Genomic DNA, 15,453 nt, shown 5'->3' with positions numbered 1-15,453 from the left:
CGGCAGATCCGTGCAGGTGATCAGGAACGGGCGGTTATCGTGACGGGACTTGTCGAACACGGACAGAGCTGGCGAAGGACGGGGCGGTGTCGGACGAAGGGCGGCTGGTCGCCGGGCGGTACCGGCTGACCGAACGGATCGGCCGCGGCGGCATGGGCACGGTCTGGCGGGCCGACGACGAGGTACTGGCCCGGCAGGTCGCGCTGAAGCTGATCCAGGCCCGCTCCCACCTCTCCGACGACGAACTGGCCACCCTCTACGAACGCACCCGCCGCGAGGCGCGCAGTGCCGCACGGGTCGTCCACCCCAATGTCGTCGTCGTGCACGACGTGGTGGACGACGACGGCCGCCCCTGCATCGTCATGGAGTACGTGCCCGCGCCCGCCCTCGCCGACCTCCTCGAAGGCGGCCGGACGCTGCCGCCCGAGGAGGCCGCCCGCATCGGCCTCGGTATGGTCGCCGCCCTGCGTGCCGCGCACACCGCCGGCGTCCTGCACCGGGACGTCAAGCCCGGCAACGTACTGCTCGGCCCGGACGACCGGGTGGTGCTCACCGACTTCGGCATCGCCCTGACCGCCGGTTCGTCGACGCTCACCCAGACGGGTCAGATGGTCGGCTCGATCCCCTACATGGCGCCGGAGCGGCTGCGCGGGCTGACCCCGGGACCGGCCTCGGACCTGTGGTCCCTGGGGGCCACGCTGTACCAGGCGGTGGAGGGACGGCCGCCCTTCAAGCGCGACACGGCGATGGAGACGGCGTACGCCATCGTCACCGACCCCGTCGAGCCGATGAAGCAGGCGGGCCCGCTGGAGCCGCTCGTCGAGCTGCTGCTCTCCAAGGACCCGGCGCAGCGGCCCGCCGCCGAGCAGGTGGAACGGGCCCTGCTGGCGACCTGGTCGGGAGCCGAGACGGAGGTGGTGCGGCCGGCCGAGCCCGTGCAGGAGCGGGGTGGCCGGGGCCGACGGCGCGCCCGGCGCGGTCGGCGCGTCGCACTGGCGGCCGGCATCGTGGTGTCGACGGCGGCCGCGGTGACGGCCGTAACGCTTCTGCACGTACCCGGTCCGCACTCGGCGGCGAAGAAGCACCCGGCCGCCGCGCCGACCAGCACCTCGCCCTCTCCCCTCCCCCAGGGCTACCGCCTCGTCACCGACAAAGAGCTCGGCGTCTCCTTCCCGGTCCCCGACGGCTGGACGGCCGGCGCCCGGGCCACCGACGAGGTCACCTACAAGGACCCGACCGGTCTGGCCGGCGTCACCGTCGGCACGGTGGAACCGGCCGGCGCCGACCCGATCACGCACTTCGCCGACATCGAGGCCAACACCAAGGTCAACTACTCGACCTACCGCAGACTGCGGATGCAGCGGACCGCCTTCCGCGGGCAGCCGGCCGCGATCTGGGAGTTCACCTTCCAGGGCCGGGTCCGCGTCTTCCGCGCCATCGACCTGGGCTACGGCCGCGAGGGCGGCCGGGAGTACGACATCTACCTCTCCGCGCCCGACGCCAAGTGGGAGACCTACCGGCCGGTCTTCGACAACGTGCGGGACGGGTTCCGTACGAGCGGCTGACCGCTCGGCAACCGGGACCTTCGGCCGCTAAGTTTGGCGGCATGAGCAACCTTGACCGCGCGCCCGTACCGAGCGTGTGCGGCGGCCGCGGATTCGTCGTCGCCGAACCCGTCCGCGAGCTGCTGAGCCCCCGCCACGTGAAACTCGGCGAGTCGACCGAGGTGCGCCGGCTGCTGCCGAACCTGGGCCGCCGCATGATCGGCGCCTGGGCGTTCGTCGACCATTACGGCCCCGACGACATCGCCGACGAGCCCGGGATGCAGGTGCCGCCGCATCCGCACATGGGGCTGCAGACGGTGAGCTGGCTGCACCAGGGCGAGGTGCTGCACCGCGACTCGACCGGCAGCCTGCAGACGATCCGCCCGCGCGAGCTCGGGCTGATGACCTCGGGCCGGGCGATCAGCCACTCCGAGGAGAGCCCCAGGTCGCACGCCCGGTTCCTGCACGGGGCCCAGCTGTGGGTGGCGCTCCCGGACTCCCACCGGCACACGGACCCGAGGTTCGAACACCACGCCGACCTGCCGAAGGTCACCGCCCCCGGCCTCACCGCCACGGTCATCCTCGGCTCCCTCGACGGCGCGGCCTCCCCGGGCACGACGTTCACCCCGATCGTCGGCGCGGACCTGGCGCTCGCGAGCGGCGCGGAGCTGCGGCTGCCGCTGGAGCCCGACTTCGAGTACGGCGTACTGGCGATGTCCGGCGAGGTACACGTCGACGGCGTGCCCGTACTCCCCGGCTCGATGCTCTACCTGGGCTGCGGCCGCTCCGAACTCCCCCTGCGCGCCGAGTCGGAAGCGGCGATCATGCTCCTGGGCGGCGAGCCGTTCGAGGAGGAGCTCGTGATGTGGTGGAACTTCATCGGCCGCTCCCAAGAGGAGATCGTACAGGCCCGGGAAGACTGGTCCAAGGGCACCCGCTTCGGCGAAGTAAAGGGCTACGACGGGGCTCCGCTCCGCGCGCCGGCACTGCCCGAGCCCCCCCTCAAACCTCGAGGACGGGCCCGCTGACCAGGCAAGACGCAAAATTCCCGCCCCAATCCCCAGAACTACCCGGACATCCACCTCACCTTGACGGTCACTGATGCGAGCCCCCTCGGAGGCACCCGCAGCGGCGCCTCCGAGGGGCTTCTCGATTCCAAGGTGTGGGCATCTGTGGGCAGCTTTGCCAGGACGAATGCTGACCCAACGCTGACTTTACTGACGAGTAATCAGGTTCCGAGGCGGCGGCACGTCCGACTCTCGTGAAGTGCGGCTGCGGAAGTCCGCGAGGCGCCGCAGTCACCTGACGACCCAATGGCCGAAGCGACTTCGAGAGTCACAACGGATCAGCGACTCACCTGGCGACCTCTTGTGCGGGTTCTACAAACACGGGTGTGCCGCAACGAACGTGCCTTGAAAGCGCATCGGTCGTCTCTCTTACGCTCATCCCCGCCCGCCTGCACACGCAGTGCGCTCATCCCGTGCAGACCGAAATGCGCCACCAAAGGCTGGCGGCCCGACGTCCGCTCCTTGCATGTAACCGGCTTGTTCACGCTCTGGTTGGCATGAACTGCAGACCACTACCGCCGTCGGCAGCGCGCACAGTCTGGGCAACCCCGCATGCACGGGGAGCAGCCCCCGGCGTGGCCGAGGCCTACGGCCCGCTGCGGACCATACTCGCGGGCCCAGGCAGCAGCCGCATCGGCTTGCGGTCCCTGCTGAAGCAGAGGGACCATCCCCGCACCCGCGGGGGTGTTCCCCAGAGCGACGGCTTCCGTATCTCCGGAAGCGTCTGGTCCCCGGACCCGCGGGGATGGGCGTACTCGGTCTCGGTGGCCGTCGTCATCTCCGTGGCCGTAGAGTCAAGATCCCACTCCGACCGCCCGACAGCCCGACGGCGACCAGCTTGAAGTCCATCAGTAGTGGACGGGTTCGCGCGGTCGACGTTGCCAACTCACACGTGACCATTCACGACACACTCGAGTGTGCCCGTGGGCCTGTGCTCCCACCAATCGCGGGGTTCCACTTTCGATCCCGGAACTACCCTCGGATGCCACCGGACAGGGGCTTCGCCGCCTCGATGGCTCGGCGACCGGCATGATCGGGTCGGGTCTGTGCGGAAGTTCCGGCACTGGCTGGGTTGATGCTGCTTCAGCAGCATGACCGTGTGCCCTTGACGGCTCGGTAGAGTCGCGACAACCGAGCAGGGGAGGAATTGCATGTCCAACGAGATTGTGATCGCGCAGACTACCAGCGACAACGAGGATCAGGCGAAGGCGCTGGCCCGTGGCGCGGTCGAGAGCAAGCTGGCAGCGGGCGTTCACATCGATGCGCCAATCACCGCCTTCTATTGGTGGAAGGGGGAGGTCGAGACGGCACAAGAGTGGCGGATCTCGTACATGACTACGACGGACCGGCTCCCGGCGCTGGAGGCATGGCTGCACGAGAAGCACCCGTACGACGTCCCCCAGTGGATCACGCTGCCCGTGACCGGAGGATCCGAGGCGTATCTGTCCTGGGTTGTCGAGGAGACGGCCTAGGTTCTGCGGAGCGCCAAGCCGACCGTATGACGGCGTTCGCGTCCTGGGCCAGCCTCCCCGCCTACCGCGTGTGAAAACTCAGGACGCGAACTGCCTTAGAACGCGGCCGAGTTCCGGCTCACTGTCTGGGAGCGACGCTGCGATAGCCGATGCTCGCTCCTTGCCCATCGTGTTGGGCTTGGCCTGTGCCGCTGCCACGAACTGGTTTGACACGTAGACCCCTTGGTCAACGTCACCTCCGCGCAGCAGGGCCGAAGCGAGATCACCGAGAACCACGACGCCGCCGCCCGGGAGTTCGTCTCCGAGGCGGTCGACTGCGGTGCCTGCTGCAGCGTTGAGTTCGGGACGCCCCAACTGCCCATATACAGAGAGAGCCAGCGAGTCCATGCGGTACGGAGTAACGAACCGGACCCATGCCTGCTCGCTGGCGTGATCGGCGAAGTCGTAGGCGAAGCGCGCTCGCTCCAATGCCCGGAGCGCCCCCATCTCGTCACCGGCGGCCGCAGCCTCCTCCGCATGTCTGCCGAGGACCCAGGCGGCAGCAGTAGCGTTGCCACGGCCTCGCACATCGCTGGCCGCTTGGGAAAGCAACTCCAACTTCGCCTTCGGCGTCGAGGCGCCGTAGCTGCTGTAGGTCAGGGCCAGGGCTCGGAGCGGAGGGTGCCCGGCGGTCGCCGCGCACTGCGACGTGACCGTGTAGTAGGCGTCGGCTTTGTCATGCTCACCGAGATCCCAAGCCACCCAGCCGGCCAGCGCGGCGGTTTCTCCGGCGGCGATAGTGAGAGCCCGCTCATGTTCACCAGCTCGGGGCAGAGCCGCAGTTATCGCGTCAAGATGCGACTCGACCGTGCTTTGTAGCCGCCGGGCGCTGATGTTGAGTTCCTGGACGTGCAGTTCAGCAGCCCGGTCGATGAGCACGCCGGCGGAGGGCGAATCGATCTTGGCCCCCTTACCGAGGGCGATGGCGAGGCGCCCCCAGGGCTCGGCAGCCGCGCTCACACCAGCAGCGGCGCCACCCAGCAGCGTGCGACGCTTCACAGCGTCCTGGTCCTCCGCATTGGCATGCCCCTTTCTCTTGCGACCGCGGGCAGCCTTGGCCTCCCGCTGTAGTTCCTCGAAGGGGACACCGCAGGCCACCGCGATGTGGCCGATTGTGTGATTGGTCGGGATGTTCTCGAAGTTCTCATAGCGGCTGATCTCTCGCCGGGTCATGGTGTCCCGGCCGGAGACAGCGTTGATCGCCTCTGCCTGCTCCTCCTGCGTCCGACCCGCGTCCTGCCGAAGCCGTAGGAGTAGGTCGGCGAACGGATCTGACATGAGTGTGACCTCTGCTGGTGGGCGGAATCCAATCATGGCCTCAATTTCCCCTCCAGGTTTCCCCCTTGACAGATTTTTCCCCCTCTGGATTCCCCTGGTCGACGGTGGCGCCACGCGGTGCGATAGCCCCCATGACCAGGCCCCAAGAGGAGACCCCGCACGGCAGAGGCATCTGTAGCTTCGCCGACATGGTCGGCGTGCCATGCGCGAGGTCGGTTCACGATGACCGGTACAGCACCTCGGCAAGGCCAGAGATACCAACAGCATCACATGGCTGTCAGACGGCCTTTTTCCCTGATCTCGGGAGAGTTGGGGAGATGCGGCAGACGGTCGGGGCGTTCCTGCGGCGGTGCCGCGTTTCAGAGCCGGTGGCAGAGGGCGTCGTATTGGCCGTCTCGGAGCTGGTCACCAACGCCGTGGTTCACGGTGAGGGAGAAGTCGTGCTCCGGATCACTGTGGCCGTCGACGTGGTGCGCATCTCGGTCACCGATCACAATCCGGCCCCAGCTGTACTCAAGGAAGCCAGCCCCGACGGTGAGTCTGGTCGCGGAATCCGGCTTGTCGATGCGATCTCAGACGCGTGGGAGAGCAGCGGCAAGGAGACGTGGTGTGAGTTCCGGCACGCGAGGGCTGCGGGTTGAGCCATACGATGATGACGCTGGTGCTGGGCGAGGATTCGCCGCTGCCCGAGAGCGCTGCCGCTGTGGAGGACCTCGTTCGCCTTCTGCGCGGCCACGTTGCCCAGTTGGGCGCGTGGACCGCTCCAGGAGTTCCCGCCCTGCTGCGCGCGCAGCGACTCTGCTCCGACAGCGTCCCCCGAGGGCTTCATGCCGAGCTGGGTGTATCTGTTCAGGCTCGCCGAGGCCACTCAGGAGCTGATGGCTTACGTGGAGCGCGGCGGTCCGAAGCCGATCAGCGTGTACGGCGGGCGGTGTTGGCCGAGGCTGACGGTCAACGTGCGTCGCGGGGCCGTCTTCGCCCTCGCCCTGGCCCGTCTGGTCTTCGCCGCTTCGGTGCCGCGGACATGACGGTGACTGGTGCCGTCGTGATGGCTCTGGTTCTCGGACCGACGGCCTGGTTGGTGCTTCGCAGCGAGCGGGCGGCCAGCCCGGTTCGAGCCGTCGAGGACCTGTCGCCGCCCGGCGACGCTCCCCCACTCCAGTGACCACCGACCTATCTGCCTTCTGCCCACTGTTCCCGGCCGCTGCAGCGGCCCCGATGCCGCCCCGGACCCGCGGGGCTCACGGAGATCCACACGATGACACGTCTACCGCGCATCGAGCAGTACGGCCTGATCGGCGACATGCAGACCAGCGCCCACGTCTGCGATGACGGTTCGATCGACTGGCTGTGCCTACCCCGCTTCGACTCGCCGGCCCCGTTGGCGGCCCTGCTCGGTTCGGAGAAGCACGGGGTATGGCGCATAGCCCCCGCCGCCGCCTTCCAAGAGGGCACCGCGGCAAGCGCCGAGCGGCGCTATGTCGGCGAGTCCCTCGTACTGGAGACGGTGTGGACGACCTCCACCGGCAGGGTGAGGGTCACCGACTTCATGCCGCCGCGCGACGGAGCGCCTCAGGTGATCCGGATCGTGGACGGCACTTCCGGCGAGGTTGCCATGGTGTCCGCGCTGCGCGCCCGCCCCGGCTACGGCCGCATCAGTCCGTGGGTCCACGAGGTGGGCGGGCGCATGGTGGCCGAGGGCGGCGAGGACGCGCTGTGGCTGGACACGGCCACCGAGCAGCGGGAGAAGGACGGGGCGATCGTGGCCTCCTTCACGGTTGCCTCCGACGAGAGCGTGGCGTTCGTGCTGAGCTGGAGTCCGTCGCACGGTTTCCCGCCCGAGATCCCGGAGCCCGAAGCCTCGCTGGGTAGGACCCTGGCGTTCTGGGAGGACTGGACGAGCCAGTGCACCTACACCGGGCCCTACCGCGACGCCGTCGTCCGCTCGCTCATCACGCTGAAAGCCATGACGTACGCGCCCAGCGGGGGCATCGTCGCCGCGCCCACCACGTCACTGCCCGAGGAACTCGGCGGCGGACGGAACTGGGACTACCGCTACACCTGGCTGCGCGACGCCTCCACCACCCTGGCAGCGATGCTCGGATCGGGGTTCAGGCAGGAGGCCGACTCCTTCCGAAGGTGGCTCCTGCGGGCCGTGGCCGGGGATCCCGAGAACCTGCACATCATGTACGGCGTCACCGGGCAGCGAGACCTGCCTGAGCGGGAGCTGGGGTGGCTGCCCGGATACGAGAACTCCGCACCGGTCCGGATCGGCAACGGGGCGGCCGACCAGGTGCAGCTCGACGTCTACGGCTACATGATTGAGACCCTCTACCTCGCGCACGCGAGCGGCGTCGCCCCGTGCGGCGACACCGCGGTCCTGCACCAGCGACTCGTTGAACACCTGGCCGAGCGGTGGCGGCTGCCCGACGAGGGGATCTGGGAAGTCCGCGGTCAGCGGCGGCACTTCGTCCACTCCAAGATCATGACCTGGGTGGCCGTCGACCGCACCATTCGTCTGGTCGAGGCCGGCGCCATGGAAGCCGACCTGTTCGCGCTGATCGAGGTGCGCGAGGCCATCCACCACGACGTATGCACCCGCGGCTTCGACGCCGAACGCAACACCTTCACGCAGTCCTATGGGTCGCAGGAGGTCGATGCCGCCCTGCTGCTGATCCCCCGGGTAGGCTTCCTGCCGCCGGACGACCCGCGCGTGATCGGAACGGTGGAAGCGGTGCGCCGGGAACTGTCCACCCCCGAGGGCTTCGTGCACCGGTACCGGACCGCCGGGAGACGCACCGGGAGTGACGGCCTGACCGGGAACGAGGGGACCTTCCTCCTCTGCTCGTTCATGATGGTCGACGCGCTCGCTCTGACCGGCCGCCTGGACGAAGCCCGCGCCCTGTTCAACCGGCTGCTGGCCCTGCGCACCGACCTTGGCCTGCTCGCCGAGGAATATGACCCGGCCAGCGGGCGGCAGCTGGGCAACTTCCCGCAGGCGTACAGCCACATCGGGGTCATCGGCTCCGCGCTCCTGCTGCAGCAACTCGGCGCGGGTGCCCCGGCGGCCGAGGCGGACGTCCTCGTGGCGGCGGGTGCCTGATGAACACGCTCGCCATCACCACGCTCGTGCTGCTCGCCTTCACAACCGTCTTCGCCGGAGCGGCAGCCTGGGTCACTCGTTGCCGCTGCCTCGCGGCACGTCAGCAGGCGCATCTCCTGACCTGCGAGCAGCAGGCAACCGAGGAGGCCCTGGACCGTCTGGTCCACGAGGTGCTGCCGCAGATCCACAAGAGCGGCGGCCGGGCTGCTCCACCTGCTCTCCCACCGGAGCTGACCAGCACCGCGGTCGGCGAGCGGCTGCAGCTCGTGGCCAAGGCCACCGCCGGCCTCGCCCAGGCCATCGTCCGCGACATCCAGTACGCCGCGCACCAGGAGATCGAACAGGTCAAGACCCGCGGGGCGCAGGAGTTGCGCCGTGCGCACACCGACGCGCAAACGGAGATCGCTCGCGGGCAGGCGAATGCAGTGCGGTCGACCGAGGCGGCGGTGCGCAGTGTGTCGTCGGCGCTGGTGGGCATGGCCGCCAGGACCAGCCGCAGGGTCAGCGAGGGCGTCCGGGCACACCAGGACGATGCGGCTTTCGAGACGCTGACCGGGATCGACCGCACCGTGCAGCAGATGCTGTTGGTCGCGCAGGGCTGGACCGTGCTGGCCGGCGGCAAGCTGACCCGGCACTGGACCACCACAACCCTGACCGATGTGGTGCGGGCCGCGATGGGCTACGTCGAGGACTACCAGCGCGTGGCACCGCAGGAGCTGCCCCTCGCGGTGAAGACCCGTGTCGTCGGGCCCGTGGTGCACACCCTCGCTGTGCTGCTGGACAACGCGCTGCGGTTCTCCCCGCCGCAGTCCCGCGTCCACGTCTCCTTCGAGCAGGGCCACCACGGGGTCACCGTCATCGTGGATGACAGCGGCCTGCAGATGACGCCGGAACAGCTCGACGAAGCCCGGGACGTCCTCACCGACCAGCGCGCCTCCGACATCACACAGCTCGGTGCCCTGCCCAAGACCGGCTTCCGGGTCGCCGCCGCTCTCGCCCGCGCCTACGGATTCCGGATCGACGTCCAGGCCCCCAACGCGCTGCTGGGCACCCGCGCTCTCCTCACCCTTCCCCAGGACCTCCTCACCACCGTGACCGAGGCCACACCCGCGACGCACAGCGTTCCGCACACCGCTCTCGCCCCCGTCCCGGAGGGCCGCCTGGCACTGGCCCCACCCGCGCCAGGACCGCAGCCCGTCCCCGCCCCGGCGCACCCGCCGGCACAGGAGCGCCTCGATGTACCGACCGCTGCCGGGACGACGGCCAGCGGGCTGACACGGCGCCTCCGGCGCGGCACCCCGGCACCTGCTCCCACCCGCCGTCCGGTCAACGCCGAGCCGGGACGCGCGAGCGTGATCGCCTCCTGGGCCCGCGGCACCCAGGTGGCCCGCGCCGAACTTGACGCCGCCCCCTCCCCGAACCCTGACGAGCAAGGACACGAGGCATGAGCGAGAAGAACATCGGCTGGCTGTTGGAGCGCCTGGAGGAGACCGACGGCGTGGAGTACGCCGTGCTCGTCGCGGCCGACGGCATGAGCCCGGACTACACGCCCCGCCTCCCGCGGGAGCGGGCGGAGAAGATCGCCGCCATCACCTCCACCCTGTGGGCGGCATCGCGGGCCTACGACCGTGAAACCCGAGGCGGAGGCGTGCGCCAGTTCGTCATGGAGTCGGTCGACCACATCTCCCTGCTCATCCCGGCCGGACAGAACACGATGCTCGCCGTCCGCACCAGCGGCCCCCACGTCGACATCGGCGTGATCAGCGAGGCCGCCCTGCGGCTGGCGGGAAGCGTCGGCGACCAACTGGGCGTCAAGACGCGGGTGACCAGCGCCGTGGAAGCACCGCCAGCATGAGCAGGCCGCGGCAGGATCCCGACCTGGTCAGGCCCTATGTCCGCACGGGCGGACGGACTCGCCCCAGCACGGACGTGCGTCTGGAGAGCGTGGTCTTCGCCGCGACCGGCACCCTTCCCGGTCTCGATACCGATGGCCGCCGCCTGCTAGCTCTGTTCGCCGGTGCGCGCGGCGGCGGTCTGGCCGTCGCCGAGATCGCCTCTGCACTCGCCCTGCCGCCCTCCACCACCCGCATCCTCGTCGCCGACCTCATCGGACAAGGGCTGATGGCCCTCGCCCAAGCCCAGGACGACGACCGCCCTCCCGCCTCGCTGATCGAAAGGGTCCTTCATGGCCTCCGCGCTCACGCCTGACCGGTTCGTCGCGCCGACGGTGACGGCGACCGCGAAGATCGTGGTCGCTGGAGCCTTCGGCGTCGGCAAGACCACCTTCGTCGGCAGCGTCTCCGAAGTGCCCCCAGTGCACATGGAAGAGACCATCACCGGGGCCAGCGCCATGGTCGACGACCTGGCCCGCACGCCGGAGAAGGTCACCACCACCGTCGGCGTGGACTTCGGGCGCAAGCACCTCGGCGACGACCTGGTGCTGTACCTGTTCGGCACCCCGGGCCAGGCTCGGTTCCGGTTCCTGTGGGAGGAGCTGATCGTCGGCGCCCTCGGCGCCCTGGTCCTGGTCGACCCCCGCGACCTCGATGCCTCCCACGAGATCCTCACCCTCCTCGAAGAGACCGGAGTTGCGTACGCGGTCGCGGTCAACCAGTTCGACGGCGCACCCCGCTACCCGCTCGCCGAGATCGACGAGGCGCTCGCCCTGGAGGGACACACCCCGCTGATCGTGTGCGACGCCCGCGAACGGACCTCGTGCATGCAGGCCCTGATCCAGCTCACCGAATACCTCGCACGTCTGGAGCCCCGACCGTGAGCACCGCGCCCCCTCGCATCTCCTTGTACGAGCCGGACTTCGCCCAGGATCCGCACGCCTTCTACCGGCGTATGCGCGAGCAGTTCGGGCCCCTGGTCCCGGTGGACCTGGCGCCAGGCGTGCCGGCCACGCTGGTGGTCGGCTACGAGGCGGCCCGCCGTATCCTCGGCGACCCGCAGCGCTTCCCCGCCGACCCACGCCGGTGGCAGATCACCGTCCCGGACACCTGCCCGATCCGGCCGATGATGGAGTACCGGCCCAACGCCCTGCGCTCCGCCGGCGCCGAGCACGCCCGCTACCGGGCCGCGAACACCGCCGCACTGAAGGCCGTCGACCAGCACGCGCTGCGCGATCACGTCGAGCAAGTCGCCGCCCAGACCATCAGTGCCTTCGCTGCCGAGGGGAAGGCCGATCTGCTGGCCCAGTACGCCTGGCCGCTCGCCTTCAAGATGCTCAGCCGCCTGCTCGGCTGCCCCGACGAGGTCGGCCACCGGATCGCGGACGGCATGTCCAAGATCTTCGACGGGGTCAACGCCACCATCGGCAACCAGATCCTCGCCCAGGCCGTCGCCGACCTCGTCGCCCGGCGCCGGGCACATCCGGGCGACGACGTGACCAGCAGGCTCCTCGTCCACGTCGCGCAGTTGAACGACATCGAGATGGGCCAGCAGCTCATCACCCTCTACGGCGCGGGCATCGAGCCGCTGACCAACCTGATCGCCAACACGCTCCTGGAGATGCTCACCAACCCCAACTTCTCCGGAGACCTGCACGCCGGCGACGCCTCCGTCCGCGAAGCCCTGGACACGGTTTTGTACCGCGACCCGCCGCTCGCGAACTTCTCCATGAGCTACCCGCCCCGGCCGACCGACATCGGCGGCTGCCTGCTCCCGGCCGACGAGCCGGTGGTCATCAGCTACGCGGCCTGCAACAACGACCCCGACCTCGTCGGGAGCCCGCCGCTGGGCAACCGCGCCCACCTCGCCTGGGGCGCCGGCCCCCACACCTGCCCGGCCAGCTCGCACGCGTACCTCATCGCCCAGACCGCCATCCTCCACATCCTCGACGCCCTGCCCGAGATGGACCTCGCCACCCGCCGCGAGGACCTCACCTGGCGCCCCGGCCCCTTCCACCGCTCCCTCGTGGCCCTGCCGGTCACCTTCCCCACCAGCTGAAAGAGACCCCGCCATGCCCGAACAGCAGATACTCGTCCTCGACCCCACCGGCAGCGACCCGGACGCCGAACACCACGCCCTGCGCGAGCGCGGCCCCGCCACCCTCGTGGACATCCTCGGTGTGCACGCCTGGTCCGTCTCCGACCCCGTCCTCCTCAAGCAGCTGCTCACCGGCAAGGACGTCTCCAAGGACGGCCGCGCCCACTGGCCGGCCTTCGCCGAGACCGTCCACACCTGGCCGCTGGCCCTCTGGATCGCGGTGGAGAACATGTTCACCGCCTACGGCAAGAACCACAGCCGCCTGCGCCGCATGGTCGCCCCCGCCCTCTCCGCCCGCCGCACCGCCGCCCTCCAGACCGACATCGAGACCCTGGTCACCGGCCTGCTCGACGATCTCGATGCCCTCCCGGCAGGGGAGACTGTCGACCTGCGCGAGCACCTCGCCTACCCGCTTCCGATCGCCGTCATCGGACAGCTCATGGGCGTCCCCGCCGACCAGCGCGCCGAGTTCCGCACCGTGGTCGACAACGTGTTCGCCACCCACCTCACCGCCGAAGAACAGGCTGCCAACGCCGCCGCCCTCTACGGCCTGCTCGACGCCCTGATCGCCGTCAAGCGGTCCGCACCCGGCAACGACATGACCTCGCTGCTGATCGCCACCCGCGACGAGGAAGGCGACGGTTCCACCCTCAGCGGCACCGAACTGCGCGACACACTCCTGCTGATGATCAGCGCCGGATACGAGACCACCGTCAACGTCATCGACCAGGCCCTCACCACCCTGCTGTCCGACCCGCGCCAGCTCGCCCACGTCCGGCACGGACGGAGCACCTGGCAGGACATCGTCGAAGAGACCCTGCGGCACGAGCCCGCGGTCAAGCACCTCCCCCTGCGCTACGCCCTCACCGACATCCCGCTCCCCGACGGGCAGACCATCCGCTCCGGCGACGCCATCCTCGCCTCCTACGCCGCCGCCAACCGGCACCCCGCCCTGCACCAGGACGCCGACCAGTTCGACGCCACCCGGATCAACAAGGAACACCTCGCCTTCGGACACGGCGTCCACTTCTGCCTCGGCGCCCCGCTGGCCCGCCTCGAAGTCGCCACCGCCCTGCGCCAGTTCTTCGACCGCTTCCCCAACGCCCAGCTCGCCACCCAGCGCGAGGACCTGCAGCGCCTGCCGAGCCTCATCAGCAACGGACACACCAGCATGCCCGTCCTGCTGCGCCCCACGACGACCGACTGACCGGCCCGCAACGAGGAACCCCTGCCATGACCGCCCTCGCCCCAACACAGCCCCTCACCCCGTCCGAACAGCGCATCGCCCAGCACGTGATCAAGGGCCTGGACTCCCGCGAGATCGCAGCCGCCACCCAACTCAAGCCGAGCACCGTCCACTCCACGCTGCGCACCGTGCGCTGGAAGCTGGCCTGTCCCGAACGCTGCTCCCTCGCCGTGGTCGCCCACCGCCTCCTCGGCGCCGGCCAGATCACCGCCCCGGCGCCGCAACGGCCCACTCCGGATCTCAGCCCCGAGCAGATCAGCCTGCTCAAGGCCGCCACCGAACACACCCTGCCCCGCGACATCGCCCGCACCGCCGGCCTCGCCCCGGGCGACCTGCGCGACGCCCTCGACCAGCTCCTCGCCACCACAGGAGCACAGAACACCACCGAACTGGTGGTCCTCGCGCACAGCTGGCAGCTACTGCCGACCGAGCAGCCTCACGGAACGCGAAACGGGGCAAGCCAGTGACCCGGCCCATGACCCCCACGGCCAGCGAGGACCGTTCCACCCCCGTCCCCTTCACCCAGGCTCCGCCAGCCGCCATCTACGAGATGCGCATGCTGAGCACCGCAGCCGAGCGCGAGGAAGCCGCCGCACTCGTCCAGGACCGCCAGCACTGGCTCACCCTGCACGGCCTGCCCGTCCCCGCCCAAGCCGACATCCCCGCGCAGTTCCGCCAGGCACAGATCCTGCCCGCCGGCCTGTTCGAGGACGGGAGAATGCTGGCCTGCCTGATCCCCGAACACGATCCCGACCTCGGATGGGGCCAGGGCCCCTGCCTCCACCTGGGCCGCGTCCATACCCTGCCCGACCAGTCCGACGACATCACACGCCTGATCACCCTGTGGGCGTCCGACTTCGCCGCCCGACTCGACCTCCCCGTCGTCCGAGCCGAGACCCTGGCCCGCCACGCCCTCGAAGCCGAACCCCTCGCCGCCCTCCTGCACCGGCTCACCGACACCGGCTGGGACGTGTGCGGATCCGGCCCCGGACGCGACGGCGACCGAGTCGCCCGCCTCGAACTCCCCGCCGAACACCGCCCCGGGCTCACCGCGCTGATCAGCTGCCAGGCCCACGTGCCTCAGCCGACCCCGGACGATCGGAGCAACGCGTGACAACCGACGCACCACAACGGCCCGACCTCGCCCGCGAGCTGATCGCCCGCGCCACGGAATCGGCCGCGCACCGGGCCAAGCGCGTACGCGACCAGCTCGACGCCGTCCACCTCGGACAGAGCCGGCACACCGAGCACGCCAACAGCAAGGTGCTGCGCCGCATCCTGGCCGAGCACGACTGGCCCGGCCACCGCCTCGTCGGCCCCGACGCGGCCCGCGCCGCGTGGAGCATCGCCCTGCACAGCGACGACGACCCCGCCTTCCAGCGCGCCGCCACCACCCTGCTGGGACGTGCGGTCCAAGCCGGCGACGCGCTGGTCCAGCACTGGGCGCACCTGCACGACCGCGCCCTCATCACCAACGGGCGCGACCAGGAGTACGGCACCCAGCTCCTGCTGCGTGCCAACGGCATCGAGCTGTGCCCGCTGCGCGCGCCGAAGTCCGTCGACCTACGCAGGGCCACCGTGGGGCTGCCGCCGATCGCCGTCTCCCTGGAGGCCGTGCACCGCCGGTACGCCCCGGATGGCCTTGCCGATGAAGCCCCGACTGTCGTCCTCGCGGGGGCCACGGCCGCTTGAGAAAGCGGCTGCCTCATCCCGC

16 protein-coding genes are annotated in these 15,453 nt (G+C 70.0%); 15 read left to right on the top strand and 1 reads right to left on the bottom strand.

What is annotated here, in order from left to right; translation table 11 throughout:
• Nucleotides 1–86 precede the first annotated feature (86 nt).
• The 3 genes from ACIRR9_RS44545 to cutA all read left to right on the top strand — a co-directional run bounded on the left by ACIRR9_RS44545 (nt 87) and on the right by cutA (nt 4,083).
• Nucleotides 87–1,565: a serine/threonine-protein kinase gene (locus ACIRR9_RS44545; RefSeq protein ID WP_403764617.1), complete on the top strand. Its 1,479-nt coding sequence runs from the start codon at nt 87–89 to the stop codon at nt 1,563–1,565.
• Between the two features lie 41 nt (nt 1,566–1,606).
• On the top strand, nt 1,607–2,572 hold the full coding sequence (locus tag ACIRR9_RS44540; RefSeq protein WP_403764615.1) for a pirin family protein: 966 nt from the start codon (nt 1,607–1,609) through the stop codon (nt 2,570–2,572).
• Nucleotides 2,573–3,762: 1,190 nt separating this feature from the next.
• Entirely contained in the window at nt 3,763–4,083 is a 321-nt protein-coding gene (cutA, locus tag ACIRR9_RS44535; RefSeq protein WP_403764613.1) for a divalent-cation tolerance protein CutA, read from the top strand.
• Between the two features lie 78 nt (nt 4,084–4,161).
• On the opposite strand, the gene ACIRR9_RS44530 is transcribed toward cutA, so the two are convergent.
• Nucleotides 4,162–5,400, bottom strand: a complete 1,239-nt coding sequence (locus tag ACIRR9_RS44530; protein WP_403764611.1) for a helix-turn-helix transcriptional regulator — start codon at nt 5,398–5,400, stop codon at nt 4,162–4,164.
• Nucleotides 5,401–5,531: 131 nt separating this feature from the next.
• Between ACIRR9_RS44530 and ACIRR9_RS44525 the strand changes: the two genes are divergently transcribed.
• The 12 genes from ACIRR9_RS44525 to ACIRR9_RS44470 all read left to right on the top strand — a co-directional run bounded on the left by ACIRR9_RS44525 (nt 5,532) and on the right by ACIRR9_RS44470 (nt 15,431).
• The gene (locus ACIRR9_RS44525; RefSeq protein ID WP_403764609.1) at nt 5,532–6,041 is read left to right on the top strand and encodes an ATP-binding protein; all 510 of its coding nucleotides are present in this window, start codon (nt 5,532–5,534) and stop codon (nt 6,039–6,041) included.
• A gap of 186 nt (nt 6,042–6,227) precedes the next feature.
• Nucleotides 6,228–6,428 carry a hypothetical protein gene (locus ACIRR9_RS44520; RefSeq protein ID WP_403764607.1) on the top strand — a complete coding sequence of 67 codons (201 nt, stop codon included), beginning with the start codon at nt 6,228–6,230 and terminating at the stop codon, nt 6,426–6,428.
• Nucleotides 6,429–6,658: 230 nt separating this feature from the next.
• Entirely contained in the window at nt 6,659–8,503 is a 1,845-nt protein-coding gene (locus ACIRR9_RS44515; protein ID WP_403764605.1) for a glycoside hydrolase family 15 protein, read from the top strand.
• Nucleotides 8,503–9,951: an ATP-binding protein gene (locus tag ACIRR9_RS44510; RefSeq protein ID WP_403764603.1), complete on the top strand. Its 1,449-nt coding sequence runs from the start codon at nt 8,503–8,505 to the stop codon at nt 9,949–9,951. Before ACIRR9_RS44515 ends, ACIRR9_RS44510 begins: the two co-directional genes overlap by 1 nt.
• Nucleotides 9,948–10,358, top strand: coding sequence for a roadblock/LC7 domain-containing protein (locus tag ACIRR9_RS44505; RefSeq protein ID WP_403764601.1), 411 nt, complete (start codon nt 9,948–9,950; stop codon nt 10,356–10,358). Before ACIRR9_RS44510 ends, ACIRR9_RS44505 begins: the two co-directional genes overlap by 4 nt.
• Nucleotides 10,355–10,711, top strand: coding sequence for a DUF742 domain-containing protein (locus ACIRR9_RS44500; RefSeq protein WP_403764599.1), 357 nt, complete (start codon nt 10,355–10,357; stop codon nt 10,709–10,711). The genes ACIRR9_RS44505 and ACIRR9_RS44500 overlap by 4 nt, the downstream gene beginning before the upstream one ends.
• Nucleotides 10,689–11,279 (top strand): GTP-binding protein, encoded by a 591-nt coding sequence (locus ACIRR9_RS44495; RefSeq protein ID WP_403764597.1) that lies wholly within the window; start codon nt 10,689–10,691, stop codon nt 11,277–11,279. Before ACIRR9_RS44500 ends, ACIRR9_RS44495 begins: the two co-directional genes overlap by 23 nt.
• Nucleotides 11,276–12,454: a cytochrome P450 gene (locus tag ACIRR9_RS44490; RefSeq protein WP_403764595.1), complete on the top strand. Its 1,179-nt coding sequence runs from the start codon at nt 11,276–11,278 to the stop codon at nt 12,452–12,454. The genes ACIRR9_RS44495 and ACIRR9_RS44490 overlap by 4 nt, the downstream gene beginning before the upstream one ends.
• A gap of 13 nt (nt 12,455–12,467) precedes the next feature.
• Nucleotides 12,468–13,700 carry a cytochrome P450 gene (locus ACIRR9_RS44485; protein WP_403764593.1) on the top strand — a complete coding sequence of 411 codons (1,233 nt, stop codon included), beginning with the start codon at nt 12,468–12,470 and terminating at the stop codon, nt 13,698–13,700.
• Between the two features lie 26 nt (nt 13,701–13,726).
• Nucleotides 13,727–14,206: a LuxR C-terminal-related transcriptional regulator gene (locus tag ACIRR9_RS44480; protein WP_403764591.1), complete on the top strand. Its 480-nt coding sequence runs from the start codon at nt 13,727–13,729 to the stop codon at nt 14,204–14,206.
• A gap of 74 nt (nt 14,207–14,280) precedes the next feature.
• Nucleotides 14,281–14,853: a hypothetical protein gene (locus tag ACIRR9_RS44475; RefSeq protein ID WP_403764683.1), complete on the top strand. Its 573-nt coding sequence runs from the start codon at nt 14,281–14,283 to the stop codon at nt 14,851–14,853.
• Nucleotides 14,850–15,431 carry a DUF6624 domain-containing protein gene (locus tag ACIRR9_RS44470; protein ID WP_403764589.1) on the top strand — a complete coding sequence of 194 codons (582 nt, stop codon included), beginning with the start codon at nt 14,850–14,852 and terminating at the stop codon, nt 15,429–15,431. The genes ACIRR9_RS44475 and ACIRR9_RS44470 overlap by 4 nt, the downstream gene beginning before the upstream one ends.
• The last annotated feature ends 22 nt before the right edge of the window (nt 15,432–15,453 follow it).

Source organism: Streptomyces sp. NPDC101234 (assembly GCF_044767525.1).
Classification (GTDB): domain Bacteria; phylum Actinomycetota; class Actinomycetes; order Streptomycetales; family Streptomycetaceae; genus Streptomyces; species Streptomyces sasae.
The sequence above is the reverse complement of the archived record's forward strand: the minus strand, read 5'-3'. Positions and strand labels throughout refer to the sequence as shown.